Source organism: Desemzia sp. C1 (genome assembly GCF_020882875.1).
GTDB lineage: Bacteria > Bacillota > Bacilli > Lactobacillales > Carnobacteriaceae > Desemzia > Desemzia incerta.
On record NZ_JAJIZP010000003.1, the window covers coordinates 1356984 to 1382947 of the forward strand.

24 protein-coding genes are annotated in these 25964 nt (G+C 39.8%); 19 read left to right on the forward strand and 5 right to left on the reverse strand.

The window, feature by feature from the left end:
- Positions 1-59: 59 nt before the first annotated feature.
- From LMF32_RS06960 to LMF32_RS06970, 3 genes are all read left to right on the forward strand, one after another.
- Positions 60-1175, forward strand: coding sequence for a lactate oxidase (locus tag LMF32_RS06960; RefSeq protein ID WP_230524320.1), 1116 nt, complete (start codon positions 60-62; stop codon positions 1173-1175).
- An 831-nt stretch (positions 1176-2006) separates the two neighbouring features.
- Positions 2007-2918 (forward strand): nuclease-related domain-containing protein, encoded by a 912-nt coding sequence (locus LMF32_RS06965; RefSeq protein WP_230524321.1) that lies wholly within the window; start codon positions 2007-2009, stop codon positions 2916-2918.
- Between the two features lie 64 nt (positions 2919-2982).
- Positions 2983-3162 (forward strand): 2-hydroxymuconate tautomerase, encoded by a 180-nt coding sequence (locus tag LMF32_RS06970; RefSeq protein ID WP_092481189.1) that lies wholly within the window; start codon positions 2983-2985, stop codon positions 3160-3162.
- Between the two features lie 55 nt (positions 3163-3217).
- On the opposite strand, the gene LMF32_RS06975 is transcribed toward LMF32_RS06970, so the two are convergent.
- Positions 3218-4540, reverse strand: a complete 1323-nt coding sequence (locus tag LMF32_RS06975) for an amino acid permease (RefSeq protein WP_230524322.1) — start codon at positions 4538-4540, stop codon at positions 3218-3220.
- 301 nt (positions 4541-4841) lie between these two features.
- Between LMF32_RS06975 and LMF32_RS06980 the strand changes: the two genes are divergently transcribed.
- The 10 genes from LMF32_RS06980 to LMF32_RS07025 all read left to right on the forward strand — a co-directional run bounded on the left by LMF32_RS06980 (position 4842) and on the right by LMF32_RS07025 (position 12746).
- Positions 4842-5825, forward strand: coding sequence for a LacI family DNA-binding transcriptional regulator (locus LMF32_RS06980; protein WP_230524323.1), 984 nt, complete (start codon positions 4842-4844; stop codon positions 5823-5825).
- Positions 5818-6723: a ribokinase gene (rbsK, locus tag LMF32_RS06985; protein WP_230524324.1), complete on the forward strand. Its 906-nt coding sequence runs from the start codon at positions 5818-5820 to the stop codon at positions 6721-6723. The genes LMF32_RS06980 and rbsK overlap by 8 nt, the downstream gene beginning before the upstream one ends.
- Positions 6698-7096, forward strand: a complete 399-nt coding sequence (gene rbsD / locus LMF32_RS06990) for a D-ribose pyranase (protein WP_230524325.1) — start codon at positions 6698-6700, stop codon at positions 7094-7096. The genes rbsK and rbsD overlap by 26 nt, the downstream gene beginning before the upstream one ends.
- Positions 7097-7108: 12 nt before the next feature.
- Positions 7109-8590, forward strand: coding sequence for a sugar ABC transporter ATP-binding protein (locus tag LMF32_RS06995; protein ID WP_230524326.1), 1482 nt, complete (start codon positions 7109-7111; stop codon positions 8588-8590).
- A gap of 1 nt (position 8591) precedes the next feature.
- A complete protein-coding gene (gene rbsC / locus LMF32_RS07000; RefSeq protein WP_242597290.1) occupies positions 8592-9563 on the forward strand; it encodes a ribose ABC transporter permease in 972 nt (323 codons plus the stop codon).
- A gap of 23 nt (positions 9564-9586) precedes the next feature.
- The gene (locus tag LMF32_RS07005; RefSeq protein ID WP_230524327.1) at positions 9587-10522 is read left to right on the forward strand and encodes a D-ribose ABC transporter substrate-binding protein; all 936 of its coding nucleotides are present in this window, start codon (positions 9587-9589) and stop codon (positions 10520-10522) included.
- 604 nt (positions 10523-11126) lie between these two features.
- Complete coding sequence (locus LMF32_RS07010; protein WP_278046276.1) at positions 11127-11312, forward strand: PTS sugar transporter subunit IIC; 186 nt, start codon at positions 11127-11129, stop codon at positions 11310-11312.
- A gap of 267 nt (positions 11313-11579) precedes the next feature.
- Positions 11580-12302, forward strand: coding sequence for a sigma-70 family RNA polymerase sigma factor (locus tag LMF32_RS07015; protein WP_230524329.1), 723 nt, complete (start codon positions 11580-11582; stop codon positions 12300-12302).
- Positions 12303-12335: 33 nt separating this feature from the next.
- Complete coding sequence (locus LMF32_RS07020; RefSeq protein ID WP_230524330.1) at positions 12336-12476, forward strand: YvrJ family protein; 141 nt, start codon at positions 12336-12338, stop codon at positions 12474-12476.
- A gap of 21 nt (positions 12477-12497) precedes the next feature.
- Entirely contained in the window at positions 12498-12746 is a 249-nt protein-coding gene (locus LMF32_RS07025; RefSeq protein ID WP_230524331.1) for a glucosaminidase domain-containing protein, read from the forward strand.
- Between the two features lie 186 nt (positions 12747-12932).
- Here the strand turns inward: LMF32_RS07025 and LMF32_RS07030 are convergent, their stop codons facing one another.
- Positions 12933-14252 (reverse strand): IS1380-like element IS1678 family transposase, encoded by a 1320-nt coding sequence (locus LMF32_RS07030; protein ID WP_230524332.1) that lies wholly within the window; start codon positions 14250-14252, stop codon positions 12933-12935.
- Between the two features lie 123 nt (positions 14253-14375).
- Here LMF32_RS07030 and LMF32_RS07035 point away from each other — a divergent pair, with 123 nt between their 5' ends.
- Entirely contained in the window at positions 14376-14984 is a 609-nt protein-coding gene (locus LMF32_RS07035; protein ID WP_230524333.1) for a LysM peptidoglycan-binding domain-containing protein, read from the forward strand.
- A gap of 41 nt (positions 14985-15025) precedes the next feature.
- Complete coding sequence (locus LMF32_RS07040; protein ID WP_230524334.1) at positions 15026-17239, forward strand: glycoside hydrolase domain-containing protein; 2214 nt, start codon at positions 15026-15028, stop codon at positions 17237-17239.
- Between the two features lie 89 nt (positions 17240-17328).
- Here LMF32_RS07040 and LMF32_RS07045 read toward each other — a convergent pair whose 3' ends face one another.
- The 3 genes from LMF32_RS07045 to LMF32_RS07055 all read right to left on the reverse strand — a co-directional run bounded on the left by LMF32_RS07045 (position 17329) and on the right by LMF32_RS07055 (position 19577).
- The gene (locus tag LMF32_RS07045) at positions 17329-17871 is read right to left on the reverse strand and encodes a YcxB family protein (protein WP_230524335.1); all 543 of its coding nucleotides are present in this window, start codon (positions 17869-17871) and stop codon (positions 17329-17331) included.
- Between the two features lie 230 nt (positions 17872-18101).
- Positions 18102-18380, reverse strand: coding sequence for a YcxB family protein (locus tag LMF32_RS07050; protein ID WP_230524336.1), 279 nt, complete (start codon positions 18378-18380; stop codon positions 18102-18104).
- Between the two features lie 345 nt (positions 18381-18725).
- The gene (locus LMF32_RS07055) at positions 18726-19577 is read right to left on the reverse strand and encodes an alpha/beta hydrolase (protein ID WP_230524337.1); all 852 of its coding nucleotides are present in this window, start codon (positions 19575-19577) and stop codon (positions 18726-18728) included.
- Positions 19578-19777: 200 nt separating this feature from the next.
- Between LMF32_RS07055 and fdrA the strand changes: the two genes are divergently transcribed.
- The 4 genes from fdrA to LMF32_RS07075 all read left to right on the forward strand — a co-directional run bounded on the left by fdrA (position 19778) and on the right by LMF32_RS07075 (position 25825).
- The gene (gene fdrA, locus LMF32_RS07060) at positions 19778-22786 is read left to right on the forward strand and encodes an acyl-CoA synthetase FdrA (protein ID WP_347401910.1); all 3009 of its coding nucleotides are present in this window, start codon (positions 19778-19780) and stop codon (positions 22784-22786) included.
- Positions 22786-23640, forward strand: coding sequence for a DUF2877 domain-containing protein (locus tag LMF32_RS07065; RefSeq protein ID WP_230524338.1), 855 nt, complete (start codon positions 22786-22788; stop codon positions 23638-23640). Before fdrA ends, LMF32_RS07065 begins: the two co-directional genes overlap by 1 nt.
- A 4-nt stretch (positions 23641-23644) precedes the next feature.
- Positions 23645-24583, forward strand: coding sequence for a carbamate kinase (gene arcC, locus LMF32_RS07070; protein WP_230524339.1), 939 nt, complete (start codon positions 23645-23647; stop codon positions 24581-24583).
- Between the two features lie 387 nt (positions 24584-24970).
- Positions 24971-25825, forward strand: a complete 855-nt coding sequence (locus LMF32_RS07075) for an SDR family oxidoreductase (protein ID WP_230524340.1) — start codon at positions 24971-24973, stop codon at positions 25823-25825.
- Positions 25826-25964 lie beyond the last annotated feature (139 nt).

Here is a 25964-nt window from a genome sequence, read left to right on the forward strand (position 1 = left end):
GCTAAATTGAGTTATACTTTATAAAACAACAATACCCAAAAAAGGATGGTTGAAAAATTATGGCAGAACAAACAATCAAATATGATGCACCAACAGTAGAGCAAGAAATCGAAGTAGTCAGCACGTACCGTCTTGAAGACCAAGCGCGTGCAGTAGTTCCTAAAGGTGGGTTCGATTATATCTCTGGAGCTTCTGGAGAAGAATACACGTTGAAACAAAACAATGAGTCTTGGAAAAACAAAGGAATCTTGCCTCGCGTATTAGCAGATGTGGAAAATCCAGATACTTCAACATCTATTTTAGGTCATGACATCAAAGTTCCATTCATCATGGCACCGATCGCAGCTCATGGATTAGCTCATGAAACAAAAGAAGCGGGAACGGCTAGAGGGATTTCTGAATTCGGCGGAACGATCATGTCGATCAGTGCTTATTCTGGAGCTACATTTGAAGAAATCGAAAAAGGCTTGAACGGCAATCCTCGTTGGTTCCAAATCTACATGAGTAAAGACGATGACATGAACAAAAATATCTTGGATGAAGCGAAAGCTGATGGAGCGACTGCGATCATTCTAACGGCTGACGCGACATTGAGTGGAAACCGTGAAAAAGATTTGCTGAACAAATTCGTGTACCCGTTCGGTATGCCAATCGTGTCTCGCTACTTGACTGGTTCAGGCAAAAACATGTCACTAAACAATATTTATGCTCAATCGAAACAAAAAATCAATCCAGCTGATGTGAAGTTTATTGCGGAATACTCAGGATTGCCTGTCTTTGTCAAAGGGATCCAAACTCCAGAAGATGCTGTCTTGGCAATCGGTGCCGGCGCATCAGGTGTCTGGGTTTCTAACCATGGTGGTCGTCAATTAGATGAAGCACCAGGTTCATTTGATACACTGGAAGAGATTGCTAAAGCAGTCGCTGGTCGCGTGCCGATCGTATTCGACAGCGGCGTTCGTCGTGGAGAGCACATCTTCAAAGCTCTAGCAAGCGGTGCGGACATTGTTGCTGTGGGTCGTCCGGTGTTGTACGGATTGGCTTTAGGTGGTTGGAAAGGTGTTAAATCAGTTTTAGACTACTTCGAAAAAGACTTGAAACGTGTTATGCAATTAGCTGGTACACAAACGATTGAAGACGTGAAAAATGCTCGTCTGTTCGACATGAAAAAATAATTAGTTCATTTTTAAAAGTGCCGGGTCTTCCGTTGTGGAGGACCGGCGCTTTTTTTGTTGTTTCTCGAGCTTTTGAGCTGCAAATGTCTTACCTGCAGGTGGGTATGTGGATGTCTATTCGACAAGTATGTGCGAAAAAGGTGTTGAGATGTGAAGTAGGAGGTGTCTACTTGATAAGTTGTCGCGAAAAAGGTGCTGAGATGTGAAGTAGGAGGCCTCTACTTGATAAGTTGGCGTAAAAAAAGTGCAGAGATGTGAAGTAGAAGGCGTCTACTTGATAAGTTGTCGCGAAAAAGGTGTTGATATGTGAAGTAGAAGGTGTCTACTTGATAAGTTGGCGTGAAAAAGATGCAGATATGTGAAGTAGGATGCGTCTACTTGATAAGTTGACGTAAAAAAGGTGCTGAGATGTGAAGTAGAAGGTGTCTACTTAACAAGTTGGTGTAAAAAAGGTGCAGAGATGTGAAGTAGGAGGTGTCTACTTCACAAGTTGGCGCGAAAAAGGTGCTGAGATGTTAAGTAGGAGGTGTCTACTTGATAAGTTGGTGTGAAAAAGGTGCGAGGATGTGAAGTAGGAGGTGTCTACTTGATAAGTTGGCATGAAAAAGGTGTTGAGATGTTAAGTAGGACGCATCTACTTCACAAGTGCACGCAAAAATAGCGTGAAGGTGTAAAGTAGCTAGCGCCTTGGCGCCAGACAAACTAAATAAGCTAAAATTTGAAATGAACAAAAAAATAGTCATGTGCGATTAAATTTGTGCAAAATAAAAAAGGTAGTTCGCTGTTCATGCATATATTAATAGTAAGAAGAACAGTGAGGAATGTGAAGCGATGGCTTTTAAAGAGCGGACAAAACCAAAACGTTTACGGGTGATGGAGTTATTAAGCAGACGAATGAATCTATCCAGAGATGAAAGGAACAAATTTCTTTATTGGGTAAAAGGATACAAAGGGGAAATCCAATTTGACGTGCTGACCCAAAAGCTGAAGTGTGATTGTCTGATTTTAAATGATTTATTTCTAAAGGTTAATGGGAAGCAATTTCAAATTGACACTTTGATCATCACGGCTAAAGGCATTTATATCTATGAAGTGAAGAACTTTGAAGGGACTTATTATTATGAAGGAACTAAGATGTATAGTGGTCGCAGCCGAAAAGAAGTTTATGACCCTCTTGACCAAGTGAAACATGCCTCTACCTTGTTGCGACAATTGATGCAGCAAATGGGGTACAGTTTGCCTATAAAAACAGTTATCGTTTTTATGAATCAAGATTTCGCGCTGTACCAAGCTCCTATGTTGGAGGAATTAATATTGCCTGGTGCATTGAAAGCCCACTTAGCAGAAGTCAGTGAGATTTCTGGTCAATTGAGTCAGACGCAGCGTAAGTTTGCTGAAGAAATAAAAGCATTGCATATAGAGGATGTATCGTTGCGCGAGGTACCTTATTATGAAGAGTCTTCCTTGAAGAAAGGTGTTATTTGTTGCGAGTGCGGAACTTTTATAGAAGAGTATACCCAGAGTCTTTATAGTGTCTGTCCTATTTGCCATCATAAAGAACGAATCAGGGATACGGTGATTCGTCAGTTTGAGGAATATAAGCTCTTGTTTCCGGATCAAAAAATAACTAAGACAGTTCTCCTCAAATGGAGTGACGGTCGGCTGTCCGCTAATAGAATCGCTTATACATTGAAACAAACTTATAGAGCCGTGGGTACTGGAAGATGGCGCTACTACGAGTAGTGAAAAAACAGTTGAATAATCGCCCAAGAAAGTTACAATAAAAGAAAAAGAAAGGGTGGTCGTTATGCCATTTGTCCATGTGGAGTTAGTTGAGGGGCGTACTGCGGAGCAAAAAGCTGGGCTGGTCAAAGATATCACTGAAGCAGTTGTGAAAAATGCAGATGTTCCAGCGGAGCGCGTACATGTGATTATTAATGAAATGAAAAAAACGGATTATGCTGTCGGTGGGGAGCTGCTCGGATAATCATACAAAAAAGGCTCTTCTACCTGGTCAAGTGCCAGAGTAGAAGAGCCTTTGTTTATGCAGTTTTTTTCTTTTGTTTGTAGAAGTAGATCGGCAAGCCAATAGCAGTCAGGAAAATGCCGAGAGCTGTGTTGACCGGCTGTGTCAGCAAGGTATTTACTACGATGAAGCACCCACCAATGATCGCGATCAAAGGAATAATTGGATACAATGGCGCTTTATACGGGCGAACCAAATCAGGTTCTTTTTTGCGCAAAATGAAGACTGCGACAAAAACCAACGTGTAGAAAATCCAGATGACGAAAATCAGTAAATCGGTCAGCTGATTGTATTGTCCTGTAAAAATCATGATCACTGCTATCAATAACAGTAAAATCGCACTGTTAGCAGGGACTTGTTGGCGATTGAGTTTCTTCAACTGGTTGCTGAACGGCAATTCGTTGTTCAATGCCATAGCGTAAGGAACGCGAATTCCGGTCATCGTATACCCATTAATGGTTCCGAAAACGGAAATCAAAATTCCGATGGTAACCAATTTTCCGCCTGCGTCCCCGAATATCAAATGAGCTACATCAGCAGCAGGAGTCGGGGTTGCGCCTAGAGCAGCAGCCGGCATCACTTGCAAGTAAGCCAAATTGATCAAGATATAAATACCCATAACAGCTGTCAAACCAGCGACGATGGCTTTTGGCAAATCTTTTTTCGGGTCTTTCATTTCGCCGGCGATGGCGCCAACGTTGATCCAGCCGTCATACGCGAATAAAGTGGCTACTAAACCGGTCCCTAATTTGGAAATAGTGGATGTCGGAGCTAGATTTTCCGGCAGCAGTTGGAATTGAACATCACCTTGGTACAGCAATCCGAAAATGATGATGACGAATAGCGGCACCATTTTAGCTACCGTCGCCACAGACTGTAAGCGCCCGGCTTGCTGCGTTCCCATCAAATTAGTGACGATGATCAAGACCGCCGCTGCGATAGCGATGGGGATCGTATAGTGTGAATCTAAGCCGGTCAAATTGATGGCTTGTGTAGCAAAAATGATGGATAATGCCGCGATATTGGCTGGAAAATAAACCACAGTTTGTGCCCAGCCTAATAAGTAACTCACCAGCGGACCGTAAGCACGGCGCAAATAAACGACCATGCCGCCAGTTTCCGGAATTGCAGCGGAGAGTTCTGCTGTCGTCAACCCACCGCAAATTGTGATCAGCCCGCCCAATACCCAAGCTGCTAAGCCTAAACCAGCCGTTTCAGTGGCTTGGTACACAGCTTCAGGCTTGAAAAATACGCCTGATCCGATAACGGTCCCCATTACGATAGTCAAAGCTGTGAAAAAAGACAGCTCTTTTTTTAAACCTTTAGATGTTTCTTCCATATGTTATTCTCCACTCTATGTTCTTTCTTATAAATGCAATATTACATTTTTTCAACATGCTCCATTGTACAATAATCTGTATCACGAAGAAAGAGATTAAGAACTTTGTCTCTAAACTCTTACTAATGGCTGTAACCTTTACATACCAACCTTTTCCTATCAAATAAACATCCAAAATCATTTGGAAAGAAAAGAAAAACTTCAAAAAGTTAAGAGAAAGTGCTTGCATGAAATTTTAAAAGATGGTACATTTTACGTGTAACCGGTTTCATATTTTAACTTTTGAAAGTGAGGGTTCGATATGACAACCATCAGAGAAGTAGCGAAATTAGCAGGAGTGTCCGTGGCTACTGTGTCCAGAACATTGAACAATAGCGGATATGTCAGTGAGTCTACACGAAAAAGAGTTGAAAAAGCCGTCAAGGAACTAAATTTTTACCCTAATGAAGTAGCCAGATCACTGTTTCAGAAGAAATCGAAGTTGATCGGATTGCTGCTGCCGGACATTACCAATCCATTTTTTCCGGCCGTCGCAAAGGGAGTAGAAGATGGAGTGAACCAACGCGGATACAGTTTATTGTTGGGGAATGTGGAAGATGACGCAGAAAAAGAGAGCGATTATTTAAAGATATTTGAGCAAAACAATATTGCCGGCGTCATCTCAGCTGTTCAAGGAAACACCGTCAAGTTAAACAACATGCCGTTGGTTCTTCTGGACCGAGTAAACAGCCATCAAGAATACGCTGTTCATTCAGACGATTATGCAGGAGGCAAATTAGCTGCACAAGCTGTAGTAGAAAGAAACCCGAAAAAAGTCGTAATCATGGTTGGTCCAAAAAGTGTTGCTGGTTCAGCAATGAGATTAGCTGGGAGCGAGAAAGTCTTGCAAGAATCACTGGTTCCTTATGAAGTGTTCCAAACAGCCAGTTTCCAATTGAATTTGGCAGAAGAAACAGCTGAACGATTCTTTGAACAACACCCGGATGTTGACAGTGTGATCGCATCCAATGATGTGTACGCGTTGGCTGTCATGAAAGAAGCCATCAAAAGAGGGATGAACATTCCCGAAGATCTGCAAATTATCGGTTATGACGATATGCCGTTCAGCAGAATGATGTACCCAGGTTTATCAACGATTGCCCAACCCGCCTATCAAATAGGTTATCAAGGAGCAGAATTGTTGTGCAACATCCTTGAAAAAGGCTATGCACATGAAAATCATATTCAATTGCCTGTAACCTTGAAACTAAGAGAATCATTAAGAAAGAAGGATTTAGATGAATAAAATGATGGTTATTGGAAGTATTTCAACAGATTTTGTGGTGACAACAGATAAACGACCGGAAGTAGGAGAAACGATCACCGGAACAGGATTTGAAACGACTTTTGGCGGAAAAGGAGCTAACCAGGCAGTAGCCAGCGCTCGACTGGGTGCCGATGTGTATATGGTCGGAACAGTTGGGAGCGATATTTTTGGAAAAGAACTGCTCTTAAATTTAACAACTAACAAGATTCATACAGATTATGTGGAACCCGTTACACATGAGCCATCCGGTTCAGCTCACATCACGATTGCGGACGGAGACAACAGCATCGTCTACATTCCGGGAGCGAATAACGAGATCGATACAAGTCGAATCCAATCTTTAAAAGAAGCTATCCAATCTGCTCAAATGGTCGTTGTACAAAATGAGCTGCCTCAAGAAGTGGTGGATGAGATCATTGAGTTGTGCTTTGAGAGTGGCGTAAAAGTGATTTACAATCCGGCGCCGGCTCGTGAAGTACAGCAAAGTATTTTAGAAAAAGCGACTTACTTTACACCGAATGAAAGTGAGTTCCATCAGCTTTTCCCAGATATGACGATTTCTGAAGGGTTAGCAAAATACCCGAATCAATTGATTTTGACGATGGGATTTAAAGGCGTTTATTACCATGATGGAGAAAGCGAGAAACAAATTCCTTCTTATAAAGTACAGCCGGTAGATACAACCGGAGCAGGAGATACATTCAATGGGGCATTTGCTGTAGCGATTTCTTCAGGGATGAGTATGGACGAAAGTATTCGTTTCGGAAATTTAGCTGCTTCATTATCGATTCAAAAATTTGGTGCTCAAGGTGGCATGCCTTCGTTAGCAGAGATGAAAGAGAGTGAACACTTTGAAAAAACTTGGAATATTAAATAGCGACATTGCAAAAGTACTGACAGACTTAGGACATACCGATAAAATCGCGATCGGAGATGCTGGATTGCCGATTCCAACAGGCGTTAAGAGAATTGATTTGGCGATTGCGTTATCCGATCCCTCTTTTATCAAAGTGTTAAAAGCGGTATTGAACGACATGAAAGTAGAAGAAGTAGTGTTAGCAGAAGAGATCAAAGAACAAAATGCTTCTCAATTAAAAGCTATTGAAGCCGAACTTGTAGAAGAAGAGCGCATCACTTATGTGAGCCATGAGGAATTCAAGCAACAATTGAAAGATGTAAAAGCAGTGATTCGTACAGGTGAAGCAACCCCGTATTCCAATATTATTTTGCAATCAGGCGTTTTATTTTAGGAGGTGTGTTCGATGGAAGTGAAAATGACTGGAATCAAGAAAAGTTTTGGCAGCAACTCTGTTCTTAGAGGAGTAGATTTTGATATTCGTGCTGGAGAAGTTCATGCTTTGATGGGAGAAAACGGAGCAGGTAAATCGACATTGATGAATATTTTGACAGGATTGCATAAGGCAGACGCTGGAGAAATCGTGATCGACGGGAAACAACAACTTTTTGCCAATCCGAAAGAAGCGGAAGATTATGGCGTAAGTTTTATCCATCAAGAGATGAACACTTGGCCGGAAATGACTGTTTTAGAGAATTTATTTATCGGAAAAGAAATCAAAAACAAAATCGGATTGATCCAAACGAAAAAAATGAAAGAGTTAGCCAATCAAACGTTCAGCGATTTGGGTGTGCAATTGGATTTGGACAAAGACGTGAAAGACCTTTCTGTAGGACAGCAGCAAATGATCGAAATTGCTAAATCATTGATGACGAACGCACAAGTCATCATCATGGATGAGCCGACAGCCGCTTTAACGGAACGCGAGATCGATGTCTTGTTCAAAACGATCCATACATTGACTAAAAAAAATGTATCGATCATTTACATCTCTCACCGGATGGAAGAGATTTTTAAGATCAGTGACCGCATCACTGTCATGCGTGATGGCGTATCGATTGATACAACTATGACAAAAGAGACGACAAATGATGGAGTCGTGCGCAAAATGGTTGGGCGAGATCTAGAAGATTACTATCCGACGAAACATTCGAAAATCGGAGAGGTTGCATTTGAAGCAAAAGGCCTGACACAAAAAGGCCGCTTCAAAGACATTACGTTCAATGTGAAATCCGGAGAGATCGTTGGTTTTTCAGGATTGATGGGAGCGGGTCGAACAGAGATCATGCGCAGTATTTTCGGGATGGATCCTCTAGACGAAGGAGAAATGATTTTAGAAGGCAAGAAATTGACGATCAAAAATCCAAGTGCAGCGATCAAAGAAGGCATCGGATTCTTAACGGAGAACCGAAAAGAAGAAGGTTTGGTACTGGATTACTCGTTACGAGACAATATCAGCTTGCCATCGATCGACGGCTTCAGCAAATATGGGATAATTGATACCAAAGCAGAAAGCGATTTCTCGACAATGTTGATGAAACGCTTGAATGTTAAAGCGGTTGATGAATTTGATCCTGCATCTAGTTTGTCTGGCGGGAATCAGCAAAAAGTTGTCTTAGCCAAATGGATCGGTATCGGATCAAAAGTCTTGATTTTAGATGAACCTACTCGAGGTGTCGACGTTGGGGCTAAACGTGAAATCTATCAATTGATGAATGAATTAGCGGACAGAGGAGTTGCGATCATTATGGTATCGAGCGACCTTCCGGAAATATTAGGAGTCAGCGACCGAGTAATCGTAGTACACGAAGGAAATATCGCTGGCGAGTTGTCAAAACAAGAAGCGACAGAAGAAAAAATTATGAAACTTGCAACGGGAGGCTATTAACATGATTGATACAAAAAAGATGAAAGAGAATAAAAACGCACGGATCTCAAAAGATTTCCTCGGCAAATTAGGACCGTTACTGGCACTGATCGTCTTAGTCCTATTGGTAACGATCATGAACCCTGGGTTTATTGCTCCGACAAACGTATTGAACTTATTGAGACAAGTATCGACTAATGCATTGATTGCTTTCGGGATGACATTTGTCATCATAACAGGCGGAATCGATTTATCGGTTGGTTCTACATTGGCATTGAGCAGTGCGTTGATGGCAGGAACGATTGCTGCCGGAGTGGATCCTTTACTGGCTATGCTATTGAGCTTGATTTTAGGAACTGTATTGGGTGCTGTGAATGGGTTGTTGATCACAAAAGGTAAAATGGCTCCATTTATTGCTACATTAGCAACGATGACGATCTATCGTGGATTGACGCTTGTGTACACGGACGGAAACCCGATCACAGGAATCGGCGACAGCTTTATTTTCAAATTTGCTGGACGTGGCTACTTGTTTGGTATTCCTTTCCCAGTTGTTTTGATGGTCATCAGTTTCCTTCTATTGTTTGTCTTACTGCACAAAATGACATTTGGACGAAAAACATTTGCAATCGGTGGAAATGAGAAAGCTTCTTTCATCGCAGGGATCAAAAATGACAAAATCAAAATCGGTGTTTATGCATTATCTGGTTTGATGGCTTCACTTGCAGGAATCATTATCACTTCAAGACTAAACTCAGCTCAACCGACAGCTGGAACATCTTACGAGATGGACGCGATCGCTTCAGTGGTTCTTGGCGGAACCAGCTTATCAGGCGGACGCGGAAGAATCGTAGGAACATTAATCGGTGCATTGATTATTGGAACATTGAACAATGGAATGAACTTGCTGGGAATCTCAAGTTTCTACCAACAAGTCGTTAAAGGGATCGTTATTATTATTGCCGTATTATTGGATAGAAAAAATAAAAAATAACAAAAAATGGAGGAATGACGAGTATGAAAAAATTATTGAGTATGGCAGCAGCAGCAACTTTATTTTTAGCAGGGTGCGGGGCAGCAACATTGGAAGGAGAAAATACGACCAATGATGAAGCAGAACAAAAAGATGCATCAGAATTAGTAGTAGGGGTTTCGATATCAACATTGAATAATCCGTTCTTTGTTTCTTTGGACGAAGGTATTGCAGATTTAGCTGAAGAAAATGGATCAACAGTGAAAAGTGTCGACGCTCAAAATGATACGGCTAAACAAACGAATGACGTAGATGACTTGATCCAACAAGGCGTTGATATTCTATTGATCAACCCAGTTGATTCATCAGCGATTACTCCGGCCGTTGAATCCGCTAATGCTTCAGGAATCCCAGTTATCACGATCGACCGCTCAAGTGATGGCGGAGAAGTGGTTACTTTAGTAGCATCAGACAACGTTGAAGGTGGCGAAACGGCTGCTGAATACATCGAAAAAATATCAGGAAAAGATGCAAACACAGTTCAATTAGAAGGTGTTCCGGGAGCATCCGCTACTCGCGAACGTGGGGAAGGTTTCACGAACGTTGCGGAAGAAATACTAAACGTGATCGACAGCCAAACAGCCAATTTTGACCGCGCTGAAGGGTTGACGGTTATGGAAAATATGCTTCAAGCTAACCCAGACATCAAAGCAGTCTTTGCTCAAAATGATGAAATGGCTTTAGGAGCTATCGAAGCAATCCAAGCGGCAGGTTTGACAGAAGAGATCCAAGTCGTTGGATTTGACGGTACAGAAGACGGCATCAAAGCTGTAGAAGCAGGCACATTGAGTGCAACAGTGGCTCAAAAACCAGAAGAGATGGGTAAACTTGCGATGCAAGCTGCCATTGATTACTTTGCTGGTGAAACACTGGAAGAGTACATCGCTTCTCCATTAGAATTGGTAACAAATGAAGAATAAGAGTGGATAGATAGGAGAGCACCGACAGCCAATTTGGGCTGTCGGTGCTTTTTTTGATTGAGGTTGTTTGAATTGGTGGATTTAGGCAGGGGTTTCGGCCATGAGCAATTAGGATTAGTCGCTCATGGCCGTATCGGAGGCTCTGTTGGTCCATGAGCGCTGAAATGTTACTGCTCATGGCCGGAAAAAATAAAAAGTCAGCCATGAGCACCCATCAAGACCACCTCATGGCCAAATTGTCACCCCAGCATTCGAATATACCCACCATTTTCCTTGAAAAATAAAAAGTAGTGATATTAGGTAGCTTCGCTTTGTTCAAATAGGCAAATTTCTATGAATCTATATGCGTTTTCGGCCATGAGCACTGAATAGTAGTCGTTCATGGCCGTATCGGTCACTCATTTTGTCCATAAGCATTGGAATGCTACCGCTCATGGCTGGAAAAAATAAAAATTCGGCCATGAGCACCCGCAATCTCTGTGTCATGGCTGAAGAACTGCCCACAGCACGCCAACATCGCTACCGTCTACCTCTAAAAATCCGAAAATCCGGAAAGCCGACAGACGTATTCTGTCGGCTTTCCTGTTTTTAATTGTCTGCAGGTATGATATCTTTAGGAGTTTTAGCGCAAATGACAGCTTCCGGTTATCCTGCAGCTGAAATCTGGATCAAGATCATCGTCTTTTGTTTCATCGCACCTGCTATTTTAACGTGGGTCATTTCTGAATTGTTTAGAAAATTCGGCTGGATCCAACATGGCGACTTGAAATTGCATTTGGAAAATATGTAAAGGAAAGCTTTCTTTTTACAAATGAACCACTAATGAAATGCAAAAGTGGATAGGTTCTGTTCTTCAACACAAGAACAGAACCTATTCACTTTTTTGCGGTTAAAAATAAGAACCAAGTCATTTAAAGAAACATTCTTGAACTTTTACAAAATGTTCTTTATACTTTTTACGAACTAGTGTTCGTATTTTTTCGAAAAAAGGTTGTTTATTTGATTTTATTTCGCTTTTTATAGATGTAACCAATAAAAAAGAAAATGAGGGAGTGGGATGAACAGAAAAGAAAAACACCTAGAAGAGCAATTAAAGAAAAAATTTCTAAAAGAAGCAAAGTACCAACAAATCTATAAGCATTATCTAGAGACGAATGACTCAAAGCTGTTCGAACAGTTAAACGGCGACTATTCCGATTTTGTGAATTACACTATACTGCTTTCTCTTATCCAAACGAATATCAAATACACAAGCTTACATGTACGAGAACGTCTGCAAAAACAGTATTCTGAAATCGTTTCTGAGGAATCTTTAGAATACGCAGTCAATCAAGACCAATCTGCTGAACTAGGTTTGCCGCCAAAGAGATGGGAATTCATTATGGAAGACGAAGCTCTTATTGAAGCGGTCTCTTCTTTAACGAAAAGGGAAGAGCAAGTAATCTGGTTATTATTTGTAGAAGATAAAACGAATACGGACATCACAACGATTTTAGGCGTCTCTCAACAGTCTATCTCCAAGACAAAAAAACGTGCATTAAAGAAATTAGAATCTTTTCTAGAAAAGGACGGATATACATTGGATAACATAAACGACAAGCTGCTTCAGGCATTTAAAGTACAAGATTTAGAGGTCATCGTGGATGAGTTGACTCCTCTTTTTTATAAGCACATGAAAGGAGTGCCATCTTCCATGCGTGAAGATGTCTTTCAAGAACTAAGGCTAAATTGCATTCAAGTGGTCTCGAAATACGATTTCTCCAAGAAATATACGATCTAGCTGATTAGGGGGGAGAGAAAGGAGAGCGGTTAAGTGGAAGAATGGATGAACTTTATAGGGAATGTTGGTTTTCCAATCTTTATAACAATTTATTTATTGATGCGCTTAGAGAAAATCATAAGCAAAATGACAGAAGCGTTAACTGAATTGAAAGAATCGATTTATAAAGAGTAGTGAAAAGAAAGGAGGATAACAATGACTAAAGAATTATTTCTTGAACAAATCCGTCAAGGCGCACTTCAAACATTTGAAACGTATAACATATTACCATCCATTACTGCTGCTCAATCAATATTAGAAAGTAACTGGGGCAAGTCTAAACTTGCACGCGAATGCCTTAATTTATTTGGCATCAAAGCTGATCAAAGTTGGCAAGGAGATAAGAAAGCTTATTCGACAAAAGAATATGATAAAAATAACAAATTAATCCTGAATAATTCATAGCTTTAATTCTTTGGCACATTTTATTGAAATATGTATCACTAATATCCCTATCAACTGATTTTGACTAAAAAGTTACTTCAAACATTCACTGTTCAAAAATATTGAGGAATAAATTTTGGGTGTAAGGCATTTTGAGCATACTTCTCCCTGGATAACTTCCCAGTAAAAAATCGTTAGATTGTTGGATTAGATCCATTGACTGGCTCGCCTCAGGCGAGCAAAGACCCTGTAGAATTCATTCTGATACACATGATAACTAGATAATTTGAGATAGACTCGTCTACCCGTTTGGACTAATTTCCCAGCAACTTTCAGAAACTTCAATCGAATAGAATGAATGGTCATTCCCTTTTGGACTTCTTCAAAGCCAATCGTTCTTAAGAAGTTGACTAAGTTGTAAGCTATCAAGCTGAGCATCATTCGGACATGATTCTCCAAAAAGCGAGGACTGTCTGTTTTGTCAAAGTAAAAGCCAGCTTTCGCTTCTTTAATGAAGTTCTCCATTGTGCCACGTTTGGCATAGAGAGAAAAGATGGTATCAGGAGAAACATTTTCTGATAGATTCGTCACGATAAATTCATGTCGAAAGAGTAGTTCGCCCGCTTCACGTGTTGAGCGTATACACACGCGACGACTTTGTGACCAGGATTGTGCTTGATAAGTGGTCGATAAGTACTGAACTTCTCGTTCTTCCCACTTTTGATTATCGCCATAAAGTACTGATTTCTCAGCTATTTGACCTAGTCTACGATTATTCTTCAGTCGAATAACATAATGACTCTTTTTTGATTCACACGAATCATACACACCAGGTGTAGCGAACCCGCTGTCTCCACGAACCAAGATGTCAGTGTTTGGTAGAGAGTGATTATAGTGCTCTAATAAAGGTGTGAGAAACTCCTTTACGCCTTTTGATGTATATTGATTTCCTGAACGTAGTTCAGCTTTTAAGAAGTCACCAGTCAATCCGTCAAAAGCTACCAATGGATGGTAACCATAGGTTTGGTAGTGTGTATTATAATTCGTTTGTTCTTGGTGACCAAATGTATCTGAATGGGTCGAATCTAAATCAATGATTAATTCCGTATCATTACGGATGAGGCGTGCTTTATCGATAAGTTCTTGGTTCAAAGCTTGAAGTTCATGGATATTCTCCTCAGATAGTCGATCTAAAAATCGGGAAAGTGAAGATTGAGAAGCGAGTTCTTTCCTATCTAAAACAGCTTTAAACACAGGATCTTGTCTCAGGAGATTAGCTGCAGAATCAGCTGAGTAACCAGCAATTAATTGCATAATGAACTGCTCAAGTATGGATAAGTTGTCATGAGTAAAATACGCTCGTTCGTCTTCAATGTGAATGTGTTGCTTAGCCAGTTCAGAAAAACCAAAGATGTTCATCAGCTCTTTCACTAGGACGAGACCCGAATCACTCGATAATTGACCACCTGTATGAGAAATAGTGATATTTGAATTGAATTTTACTTGGTTTTTGTGTAAGCTAGTCATGAAAAGAACTCCTTTCTTTTGGTTGGTTTAGTCACTTTAACCATAGCAGAAAGGGGTTCTTTTTTCATCACTTAACGGGTGAAGATGAAAAAGTAATTGTAAGCTGCCGTGAGGCAGTTTCACATGGTTTTAATTAAAAGTATGAATTATTCAGGATTAATAGTAGTTACAGCTTATTTTAGGAAATATCAGTCCTATAAAGATTCTTTAAAAGACCATGGAAAATTCTTTCATGAAAATCCACGCTATGTAAATGTATTGAAAGCAAAAGATTACCGGGAACAAGCAAGAGCTATCCAAACAGCAGGTTACGCTACTGATCCACAATATGCAGATAAGCTGATTAGGTTGATTGAACAAAATGGGTTACAAAAATGGGATGCTGATGTTCTCGGTAAAAGGTCAACAGCTCAAGTGGATAAATCTCACATTCATAAAGTAAGAAAAGGTGAAACTCTTTCTGAAATAGCAAAAAAATATAACGTTACGGTTTCTTCGATCGTTCAGGTCAACCAAATTGTAGATAAAAATCTTATATATCCAGATCAGAAACTGATCGTTCCAATTTCTGAGAATAAAAAAGAGGGCAAGTACTACGTTGTGAAAAAAGGCGATACATTATCGGAGATTGCAAAAAAGTTCAACAAAACTGTAGATAAACTTGCTATGGATAATCACATTTCTGATATTGATCAAATAAAGATAGGACAAAAATTGTTCATCGAAGATTGAATGGTATGCATAAATTATTAATAAGGAAGAAGGAATGTAAAATGGCAGATGAAATGGTGAAAAAAGCTCAAGAATGGGTAAATGATGAATACGGAGATAATCCAGGTTACCAAGAAATCACAGCGAATGGGAATACTGGTTGGTCAACGATGTATGCACTTACCCGAGCACTTCAAATCGAGTTGGGGATCACAGCAACATCTAACAGCTTTGGAGACACCACTTTAGCAGAATTCACAAGACAATACGGCACAATTGGACAAGGAAAAAATGACAGAAATTCAAATATCGTTAAAATTATCCAGAGTGCACTTTATAGTAAAGGATATGGACCTGGTGGAATCACGGGCACTTATGGACCTGGCACCGCAGCAGCTGTTCAAAAAATGAAAACTGATATGGGATTGGTGGCAGCTGATGGGTCAGTAACACCGAAAGTATTTAAAGCCTTATTGACGATGGATGCATATATTCGTATTGGTAAAGGAACTGCAAAAGTTCGTACGATCCAACAATGGTTAAATAATCGCTACCAAAACAGAAGAGATTTTTATTTACAACCTACTGATGGAATTTATCAGAGAGGAACTCAAAAAGCGTTGATTTATGCTATTCAATACGAGGAGGGGTTGTCAGATGATGTAGCCAATGGGACTTTTGGCCCTACAACGAAAGCAAAACTTCCGTTGTTACAAGTTGGGAATCGAGATACAAACACTCAATTTGTTCATTTGCTACAAGCAGCTTTGTGTTTCAATAATTTTGAAGTTGATTTTGATGGTATCTTTGGGAATGGGACAAAACAACGAGTAGCTGCATTCCAAGCTTTTTCTGGACTATACAGTGATGGGTATGTTGGTGCCCAGACATGGGCTTCATTATTGGTCAGTACAGGAGACCCTGAAAGAAAAGGGACCGCTTTAGATTGTATTTCAGAAATTACACCTGCGAGAGCACAGACACTTGTGAATGCTGGTTACGAAACAGTTGGACGTTATCTAACCAATGTGCCGGGAGCGACATTGAATAAAAAAATCCAACCGGGTGAGTTAGCAACGATTTTCAATGCCGGGTTGACAGTATTCCCTATTTACCAGACATATGGTGGAGCGGCTAGTTATTTCAACGCTGAGCAAGGCGCAGCAGATGCTAAATCAGCTCATGCGGCAGCTAGAGGATATGGTTTTGAAGAAGGAACGATTATTTATTTCGCAGTAGACTACGACTCAACCGACGATGAGATTACGAATAAAATTTTACTTCATTTTCAAGCTGTTCACTCTACATTGACCGCTCTTGGTTCGTATCGAGTAGGAATTTATGGGACTCGTAATGCTTGCTCACGAGTATCGAATGCAGGGTATGCAGTAACAAGTTTTGTAAGTGGTATGTCCACAGGATTCAGTGGAAATTTAGGCTTTCCTTTACCAGAAAATTGGGCATTTGACCAAATCTCTACGATTACGTTAGGTAGTGGGGATGGACAAATTGAAATTGATAATAATATCAAATCTGGAAGAGATAATGGGGTGTCATCTGTGGAACAAGCTACTCCATCTGAACCATATGATTCAATCATTAAAGAAGCTTTGGCCAATATAGGAAAGGATATACCTATATTTTCCGGTTTAGCTGGAAAAATTATACTGGACGAAAAAGAATATACACTTCTTGATACTAATCTACTAAAGGTTACCCATAGTTCCTCTAGAGAAGTAACTCAAGGTGAAAAAGGTGCTGCGAATGTTATTTATGTAATAGATGGGCATCCGTCTGATACTCCATTTAAAGCATCAATATTAGGAAGAATTCAAAATACGAAAGGGCTTTCAAGTGAAGTTCAAATTGGGAGCGAAGAAATGATAGCTACTCTTTCTTCTAATATAGGGAATGGAAACATACAAACATCTGTTAGCGCAGAATTTGGTCAAATTATCTATACGTATGAAATAACTGTTTCAGAAATTGAGTTTCCTTTTAGTACTAGTGTGTCCGCATCGATCATTTTAAAAGTTTATTTAAAGACTTTTAATTTTCCCACAGAAAACCAAGTACCTGTTGAAGTTACAAATAGAATCCACGAAGTTTCTAATGAGTCTTCTAACGGTAAGGAAGTAGCTCTAGCTATTGGTGGAGTTCTAGCGATAACAGGGTTAGTAGTGATTGGAGTATATGCAGGTCCATTGTTACCAGGAGCTTTAGCAAATCTTGCAAGCTATTTTAATCCTCTTACTACATTACTTTTAATACCTTAATAATTATTAAAATGATGCGTTATGCCAAAAATAAAAAAGTTTCTTCCAAAAATCATATTTTTTGGAAGAAACTTTTTTATTCAAGAAAATTAAAGCATAGTTTTTTTAGTTTTACATGAAAGAAGATTACTGAAATAATCAGCATCTTCTTGTGTTTCAAAAAATGACTTTGGAATAAATAGTAAGGCTTGAGAATTTATATATATAAGAAACATATCACTAAACTCGTATGCCTTAAGTATGTTCTTCCATTCGTAAAAACGTTCTAATTCATTTATCATTTCAAGTTTTAGACCAATATCATTTGCAATATACTTAGTCTTATTACTTAGAGTAGGATTTAAATTGTACAGTGACTCTGTTCTTTTTTTTATCAAAGTCCTACCGACAATTATTCCTAATACTAACCCTAAAAATATTATACCTATTGTCGATAAAAAAATACCTTGTGAAGTTGAATTAGAAATATTATCAATTGCATTATAAAGAATATAGAACATAATACCTACCATAATACCAATATATATTAGTGATCTTTTACGGCGAATCCGTAATTGGTAGCGATTTGATTTATGCATATCCTCTAGTTTCAATCCGCCTTTGAATATTATTTCTGTTTTTTTTTCTTCCATAGTCTTTCCTCCTGATTTGGACTAATTCGTTCTAATAATATTTATTATTTTTCTATAGGCAAGTGTATCGATATGCAATTAGCTAGATTAGTATCCTTATTCCGCCATTTAATTATTTAATAAGAGTATCTGGTAGCCTAATGCTTAAATGGACTAGTAAACATAAATAAGAGGATAGTAGCCCATTTATTATTGATTATAAAATACTAAAGGTAAAGGATAAACGCGATTTAATGTTCTATGCTGCTATTAGTAGACCTATTTTTGTTAAAGCATGTTTTGAAAAAAGAGATGTCTTCTAAGTTGGAAAAACATCGTTTTGGAATAGCATTAGCTGTCCCACTATTCCAAATGACAAAAAAATCATCTAATTCCTTTACATAATCAACATTTTCCCAAGTCAATAAAAAAAAGCCCTCTGTTTGAGAAATGCGAATTCCTTTTTCACCTATCTCATATATTGTTTCTTCTTTATTAGAAAGATTTTTTTTATAATCCTTTTTAAACAAACCTATCGTTCGAAAAAAAAATCAATATTAACAAAGGTATCGTTATTGCAAAACCAATCAGAAAACTGACTGGCCAAGAAAAAAGGAGATGACTTGCTATGGAAAAATATAGTAAACTCAGTATGAACATACATACATATAATATAGCTAAGTTTTTCCACCTAGAAAATAACTTTACTCTAATAAATTCATCTTGAGTTAGTGAAACAGCTAACTGAATAGTTTTGTTTTCCATATTGTCCAACCTTTCAAAATAACAACCAATAGTAAAAGCTTCTGTACAAGGCCCCGTAGGATTCAATTGATGATTACACTATAAAAAATGTCACCATCATTAATTCATCATCAATTCAAAAGTAACCAATCGATCATTTTTTGATAAGCTTCTTTAGCTTGAGGGACAGTTGGGTCACGGTCGAAATCGTGTTCTAAATTGGAAACACTGTAAAAGTAAGAATATGGAATAGCTGCATGCAATTGTTCACCAATAGTATAGGGTACATCTTGGTCATCATGACTATGGGCAATAAAAGTAGGCGGCAGTTCAGCTAGGTTTTCTTCAGTGAGAGAAAAAACACCCTTATTTTCTGAAGAAATGCCTAGAAGATCCAACCATCTGCCAGTTTGTCTGCCGTACAAGTAAAGAGCGTAGCGGGTTTGGAGCGGTCCATCAGCGAGTGGAGTGCTGCCGATCATTTTTTTCACGAGCATCTCAGGGACAGCCGGGTATTTTTGATAAAAAGTATTTTTAGTGCTTAAACTCGGTGTCATTAAAGAAGGATAACCATAGAAACTGATGATTTTTTCCGGCTTTGGCAATTCCTTATCATAAGAAAGCAGCAGAGTTAAATAGGCTCCAGCCGATCGACCAAATAAAATAAAGTCATTCGACTCGATGCCTAAGGTTTTCTTGTAATGATCCATAAACCAGAGAAGGCCTTTTTTGCTTTGGGAGTAAATATCGACCAAAGGTGTTTCAGGAGCCAAAGGATAATCAAAGGTCAAAAAATGATAACCGTTGTCTAAAAAAGTTTGGATATAGGGTTCAGGCAAGTCGTTTCTTTGCCCATAAATCAAACCTCCACCATGAAAGTAAAGAATCGTTTTGTCTTTGACATTGGATTGAGCTGAATAGAAAGTAGCCTTCAATTCCAACGAATGAAAATGCGTATAAGTGTAGTCTTTTCCGTGTAACATAGTCTTCCTCCTTAATTTATCCCTAAAAGAGTACGTCTGTTCCTTTAATTTAGCATAAAAAGGCTTTATTTGATATTTAGAATTCTTTTTTTATCCCTCATGGAGAAAAAGAAGAAACAGATTTATCTATTGATGCTGATGTACGCGTTTTCAATATTCTTTATAATGAGACTTGTAATTAATGAATGGAGGTAGAGAAAGTGATTTATACAAAAATTAAAGAAAACAGTTATCAAGACTCTATCAATTTGATGTTATTAACCAACGCAGTGAGTACAATCGATGGTGTTGAAAAAGCTCAAGTTATGATGGGAACAGATGCGAATAAAGATATTTTAAAGGAAGCTGGATTATACAACGACGAAGTCCAAAAAGCTCAGCCGAGTGATATGGTGGTGGCGGTAGATTCGCAAGATGAAGCCGTTCTTTCTGCTGTAATGGATGAAGTGGAAAACTTTTTAGGCGACTTATCGGTCAAAAAAGAAAGCAGCCAAGTAAAAGATGCACGCAATTGGGATGAAGCACTAGAAGCTCAACCAGATGCTAATCTAGCATTGATCTCTGTACCTGGAATTTATGCTGCTGATGAAATCGAAACAGCATTAGACAACAATCTTCATGCTTTTGTCTTTAGTGACAATGTCTCTAAAGAAGACGAAGTACGTTTGAAGAAAAAAGCTCATGAAAAAGGTTTGTTGGTTATGGGACCTGACTGTGGAACGGGAATCGTCTCAAATGTACCAATGGCTTTTACCAACGTAGTGAAACCTGGAAATATTGGTATCGTTGGAGCTTCAGGTACTGGGATCCAAGAAGTCACCACGATCATTGACCGTTTAGGCGGGGGAGTGATCCATGCAATCGGAACCGGGGGACGCGACTTGTCAGATGAAGTTGGCGCGATCACGATGAAAGACGCATTAGTAGGTTTAGCAGAACACGAACCGACAGACGTTATTGTTGTCATTTCTAAGCCGCCTGCACCAGAGGTTCGCGATGAAGTAGTGCGTTTATTGTATGATCTTCCTAAACCAGTAGTAGCGATTTTCCTTGGAGAAAACCCTGATCATCACGAAGGAGACGTTTATCTAGCACACACTCTAGAAGAAACAGCTCATATCGCAGTTGACTTAGCAAATGGCAAAGAAGTGAAAGACCGTTATCAAGAACAACCGCATCATTTAGGCGGCGAAAAAGTTGGAGCAGATAAAACGGTTAAAGGACTTTATTCAGGCGGAACATTAGCTTCTGAAGCAGCGATGTTGATTTCTGAAGCATTAGAATTAGGCGGCTTGATCAAAGAAGAAGGCTACATTTTAAAAGCTAACGGATTTGAAGTGATGGACCTTGGAGATGACATTTACACACAAGGGAAACCTCACCCAATGATCGATCCTGAAGTTCGGAAAAAGAAAATTGAAGAATACGCCGCAGACGAAAATACCGGCGTCATCTTGTTAGATATTGTTTTAGGATACGGTTCGCATCCAGATATGGCTGGTGTATTAGCTCCTGTCATCAAAGAAGCGTTAGAAATAGCTAAAGCTGAAAATCGTGAACTTTCTTTCATCGGAACCGTTTGTGGAACACAACAAGACCCTCAAGATTACGATGAAGCTAAACGTACGTTGGAAGAAGCGGGAGTCTTAGTGGAAGACAGTAATGCAAAAGCTGTCAGATTAGCCTTGCATTTGATGGGCAAAGACGTAGAAGATGCACCAAAAGAAGTGAAGAGCTACGATCAAGAAAAACGAGCATTGCCAGCAGTGAGTGAAGCCATCACCGATTTATTAAATACGAAACCAAGAGTGATCAATATCGGGGTTGAAAGCTTCAGTGATGTTGTTCGCGAACACGGCGGCCAAGCGGTTCAATACAATTGGAAACCAGTAGCGGGCGGAAATCGCAAATTGATCAAGATCTTGAACCAATTGAAACAAATTGATGAGATCAACGAGCAAAACGAAAAAGTCATCGGACGTTTCAAAGATGCACAGCCATTCCTAGTGGATGTTGTACCAGCTCATACGGTGATTCCTGAATTGAAAGAAAAAGTCTTGCTGCATGCTGGTCCGCCAATCGCTTATGAAGATATGACTGGACCAATGCAAGGATCTTGTGTGGGAGCTACCTTATATGAAGGATGGGCTGAAACAGAAGAAGAAGCGAGAAGAATGTTGGAAAACGGCGAGTTTACCTTTATTCCGTGTCACCATGTGAATGCTGTTGGACCTATGGGCGGAATCACCTCTATGCACATGCCGGTCTTAGTAGTAGAAAACCGCTTAACGAACAACACAGCTTACTGTATTTTGAACGAAGGAATCGGTAAAGTATTGCGTTTCGGAGCTTTCTCTCAAGAAGTTGTGGATCGTTTGACGTGGATCCAAGATGTATTAGCACCTGTTTTAAGCAAAGCTTTGCGCAAATTAGATGGCGGATTGAACGTGAACGTATTAGCTGCTAAAGCCATCACTATGGGGGATGAGTTCCACCAAAGAAATATCGCAGCCAGCTTGTTGTTTTTGAAAGAAATCTCACCAACAATCCTGTCATTAGACGATGTAGACAATGCAATGAAACAAGAAGTAATCCAATTCTTAGCAGACACAGATCAATTCTTCTTAAACATCATGATGGCAACAGGTAAAGCTATCGTTGATGGAGCACGTCAAATCACTGAAGGAACGATCGTTACCACAATGACTCGTAACGGAAAAGATTTCGGGGTTCGTGTCAGTGCTTTAGGAGACCAATGGTTTACTGCACCCGTTAATACACCAAAAGGACTGTACTTTACTGGTTTCAGTGAAGAAGACGGCAACCCGGATATCGGAGACAGTGCGATTACGGAAACCATCGGTGTTGGTGGTATGGCAATGATTGCAGCTCCAGGGGTAACTCGATTTGTCGGAGCTGGCGGTTTTGAAGATGCTTTACGTGTCAGCAACGAGATGAGTGAAATCTGTGTGGGACATAACCCGAACTACAGTATCCCAACATGGGACTTCAAAGGAGCTTGTCTTGGAATCGATATCCGTAAAGTTGTCGAAACTGGAATCACACCGTTGATCAATACCGGAATCGCTCATAAACAAGCAGGACTTGGTCAAGTAGGTGCCGGAACGGTACGCGCACCATTAGCTTGTTTCGAAAAAGCTTTGGTAGCTTATGCTGAATCTGTTGGAATTGAAGTAGAGGAAGACTAATGAATACCATCAAAAGAGAGACAAAAAGCAATTTTTTGTCTCTCTATTTTAAAGATTCGCTGCAAATGGGGAGCATCCATACGTTATTTGAAAACAGTATGAATGTTCAATTTCCATTCGGTTTGCTTCACATTGGACAAATTGGAATGCCCTTATCTCCATTCGGATGCCTGATCAGTACGCAACTGTATCGTCGGCTGCACGAGCAATGTCGACCAGGAGACTTGGTGCGTTTCAAACAAGGAAAGCTGTATTTCTATACGCAAAAAGACATTATCGACATCGACTTCCGTATGTTTGAAGAAGTTGACTTGTCTGTTCCAGAATTAGATTTGGGAAGCGTTGATTTAGAAAAAACGGTGTTTTATCAAGTATTTAAAGAAGCGATGTTTTCCTTATCTATTGAGACTGGATTGCCATTGAATGACGCGATCAAAGATGGACTCAAATCTTTGGCTGAACCAGATGAAGGCAACAAGTCGCTGGCAGATGAAGATATGATGCGGATGCTGATCGGGAGAGGAATCGGATTGACCCCAAGTGGAGACGACATCTTGATCGGGTACACATTTGCGCGGATGTTGTTTCAAGAAGCGGCAGGTTGGAAAGAGAAAGTCGCTGCAGCACTGAAAGAAAAAAAGACGACAGCTATCAGTGAGGGTTACTTTAAAGCGTTGCTAAAAGGGTACGTCAACGAGAATTTCTTGTGTTTGGCACAATTAGTGACGGAAAAAGATCGTGAGAAAATAGGAGATACGATTCAAAGCTTGAAACGGTTCGGCCACACTTCTGGGACGGATACGTTATATGGGTTTGCATTAGGATTGCAATACGTGCAAAAGAAGGAGAGATAAACGAGTGAAGAAAAAAATTGTAGTAGCATTAGGCGGAAATGCGATTTTATCAACAGACGCCAGTGCAGAAGCGCAAGAACGAGCTTTAGCAGAAACAGCTGAAAAATTGGCTGTTTTAGTAGAACAAGGAAATGAACTGATCATTTCACACGGAAATGGCCCTCAAGTGGGGAATTTATTGTTGCAGCAAGCAGCTGCGGATTCCGAAAAAAATCCTGCGATGCCATTGGATACTTGTGTGGCAATGACTCAAGGAAGCATCGGGTATTGGATGCAAAAAGCGATGAGACAAGCATTGAAAGATCGCGGAATCGCTAAAGACGTGGCAACAGTATTAACAGAGGTTGTCGTTGATGTGAATGATCCTGCATTTGAGAATCCGACAAAACCTGTTGGACCATTCTTTACCGAGGAAGAAGTAAGATCATTATCTTCAGAAGCGGTATACAAAGAAGATTCAGGACGCGGATGGCGGAAAGTTGTTCCGTCTCCTAAACCAGTTAATATCACAGAAGCTCCGATCGTTGAGCAGTTGATCAAACAAGGCGTCATCACGATCTCAACAGGTGGAGGCGGTATTCCAGTCGTTGAAAAAGACGGCAAAGTTGTTGGAGTGGAAGCTGTTATCGACAAGGATTTCGCTTCTGAAAAATTAGCTGAACTGGTTGATGCAGATTTGTTCATCATCTTGACAGGTGTGGATAATGTTTACATCAATTACAACAAACCGGATCAAGAGAAACTAGAAGTTGTTTCTACTGATGAATTGAAACAATACATCAGCGAGGACCAATTTGCTCCAGGCAGTATGCTGCCGAAAGTTGAAGCAGCGATTCTTTTTGCTGAACAATCTCAAAAAGGCGGCGAAACGGTGATTACTTCATTGGAGAACCTGTCAAATGTCATCAATGAAAACGGCGGTACGAGAGTCGTTAAGAAATAAGGCTTTTATCTGAGGATACACGTTTAAATGAGCTGGATTGAGCCGTTTAAGCGTGTATTTTTCAGGATTGGATAAGAGATTATAGAGAGTAAAAGGGATTTTAGGCCATGAAAGACAAAATAAAGGGCTCATGGCGGACTATAAATAAAGATCGGCCATGACGCTATAAAATAAGCTGCTGATGGCCGAAACTGGTCATGCAAACGGCCATGAGCAAAAAAAATAACGAACTCATGGCCGAAATAAACAATAACTTAATCACTTTTGCTAAAATTAAAAAAAATTATCGTTATCATAAAACAGAAGAGGTAATCAAAATAGTTGAAGTTTTTTTAAGAATATTGTTACTCTGTAGACAGGAAGAGCATTGCAGAGGAGGAAAGATTGATGAGTGAAGAAACAATTTTGATTACAGGTGCAGGTACTGGATTCGGGAAAGACATTGCCTTTCGATTAGCTGAGATGGGGAAAAACGTCATTGCCAGCGTTGAAGCGATGTCGCAAGTTTCAGCTTTAGAAAAAGAAGCTCGAGAAAAAGGCGTCTCAATGCGAATTGAAAAATTGGATATTACGAATGAAAAAGACCGGAAAAAAGCTTGGGAATGGGACGTTGATGTATTGGTGAACAATGCGGCTATCAAAGAAGGCGGTTCGCTGGTAGATATCCCTGAAGAAAACTTGCGCAGACAATTTGACGTGAACGCTATTAGTCAAATTCTGTTGACGCAAAAATTTGCACGGAAAATGATCCAAAAGAAACAAGGACGAATCGTCTTTACTTCTTCAGTATCCGGTTTAATGGTGAATCCTTTCTCTGGTCCGTATGCTGGATCGAAATATGCCTTGGAAGCTTTCGCCGACACATTAAGCAGAGAGCTGCAGGAATTTAATATTGAGGTAGCAACGATCAATCCGGGACCTTATTTAACAGGGTTTAACGATCGGGAGTTTGAGACATGGAAAGATTGGCCTGAAGATCCAGAACGTGTTTTCAATATGGAAGAGATCTCGTTTCCATTTGAACAGTATGATCCAAAAGAAGTGGTTGAACCTGCGATTAAAGTTATCTTAGGTGAAACCAAGCAATACCGTAATGTAGTTCCTGAAAGCATGATCCAGCAAGTGAAAGAGCAAGCAGAAAGTTTATGGACTAAGCAGACCGATGAAGGATTGGGACAACGCAATGAAATGGTCCAAAAAGCTTATGATATCGATCCTGCTACAAAAGCGGAAGATTATTAACTAATAGATTGAAAAGAGGAACTTGAAATCATCAAGTTCCTCTTTTTGAATGAAAAAAAGAGACTGAACTCCATTTCTTAGAAAATAAAGTCTGATATCTTAATTTATTTTAAAATTCTGGCATTTGTTCTTAAATTCT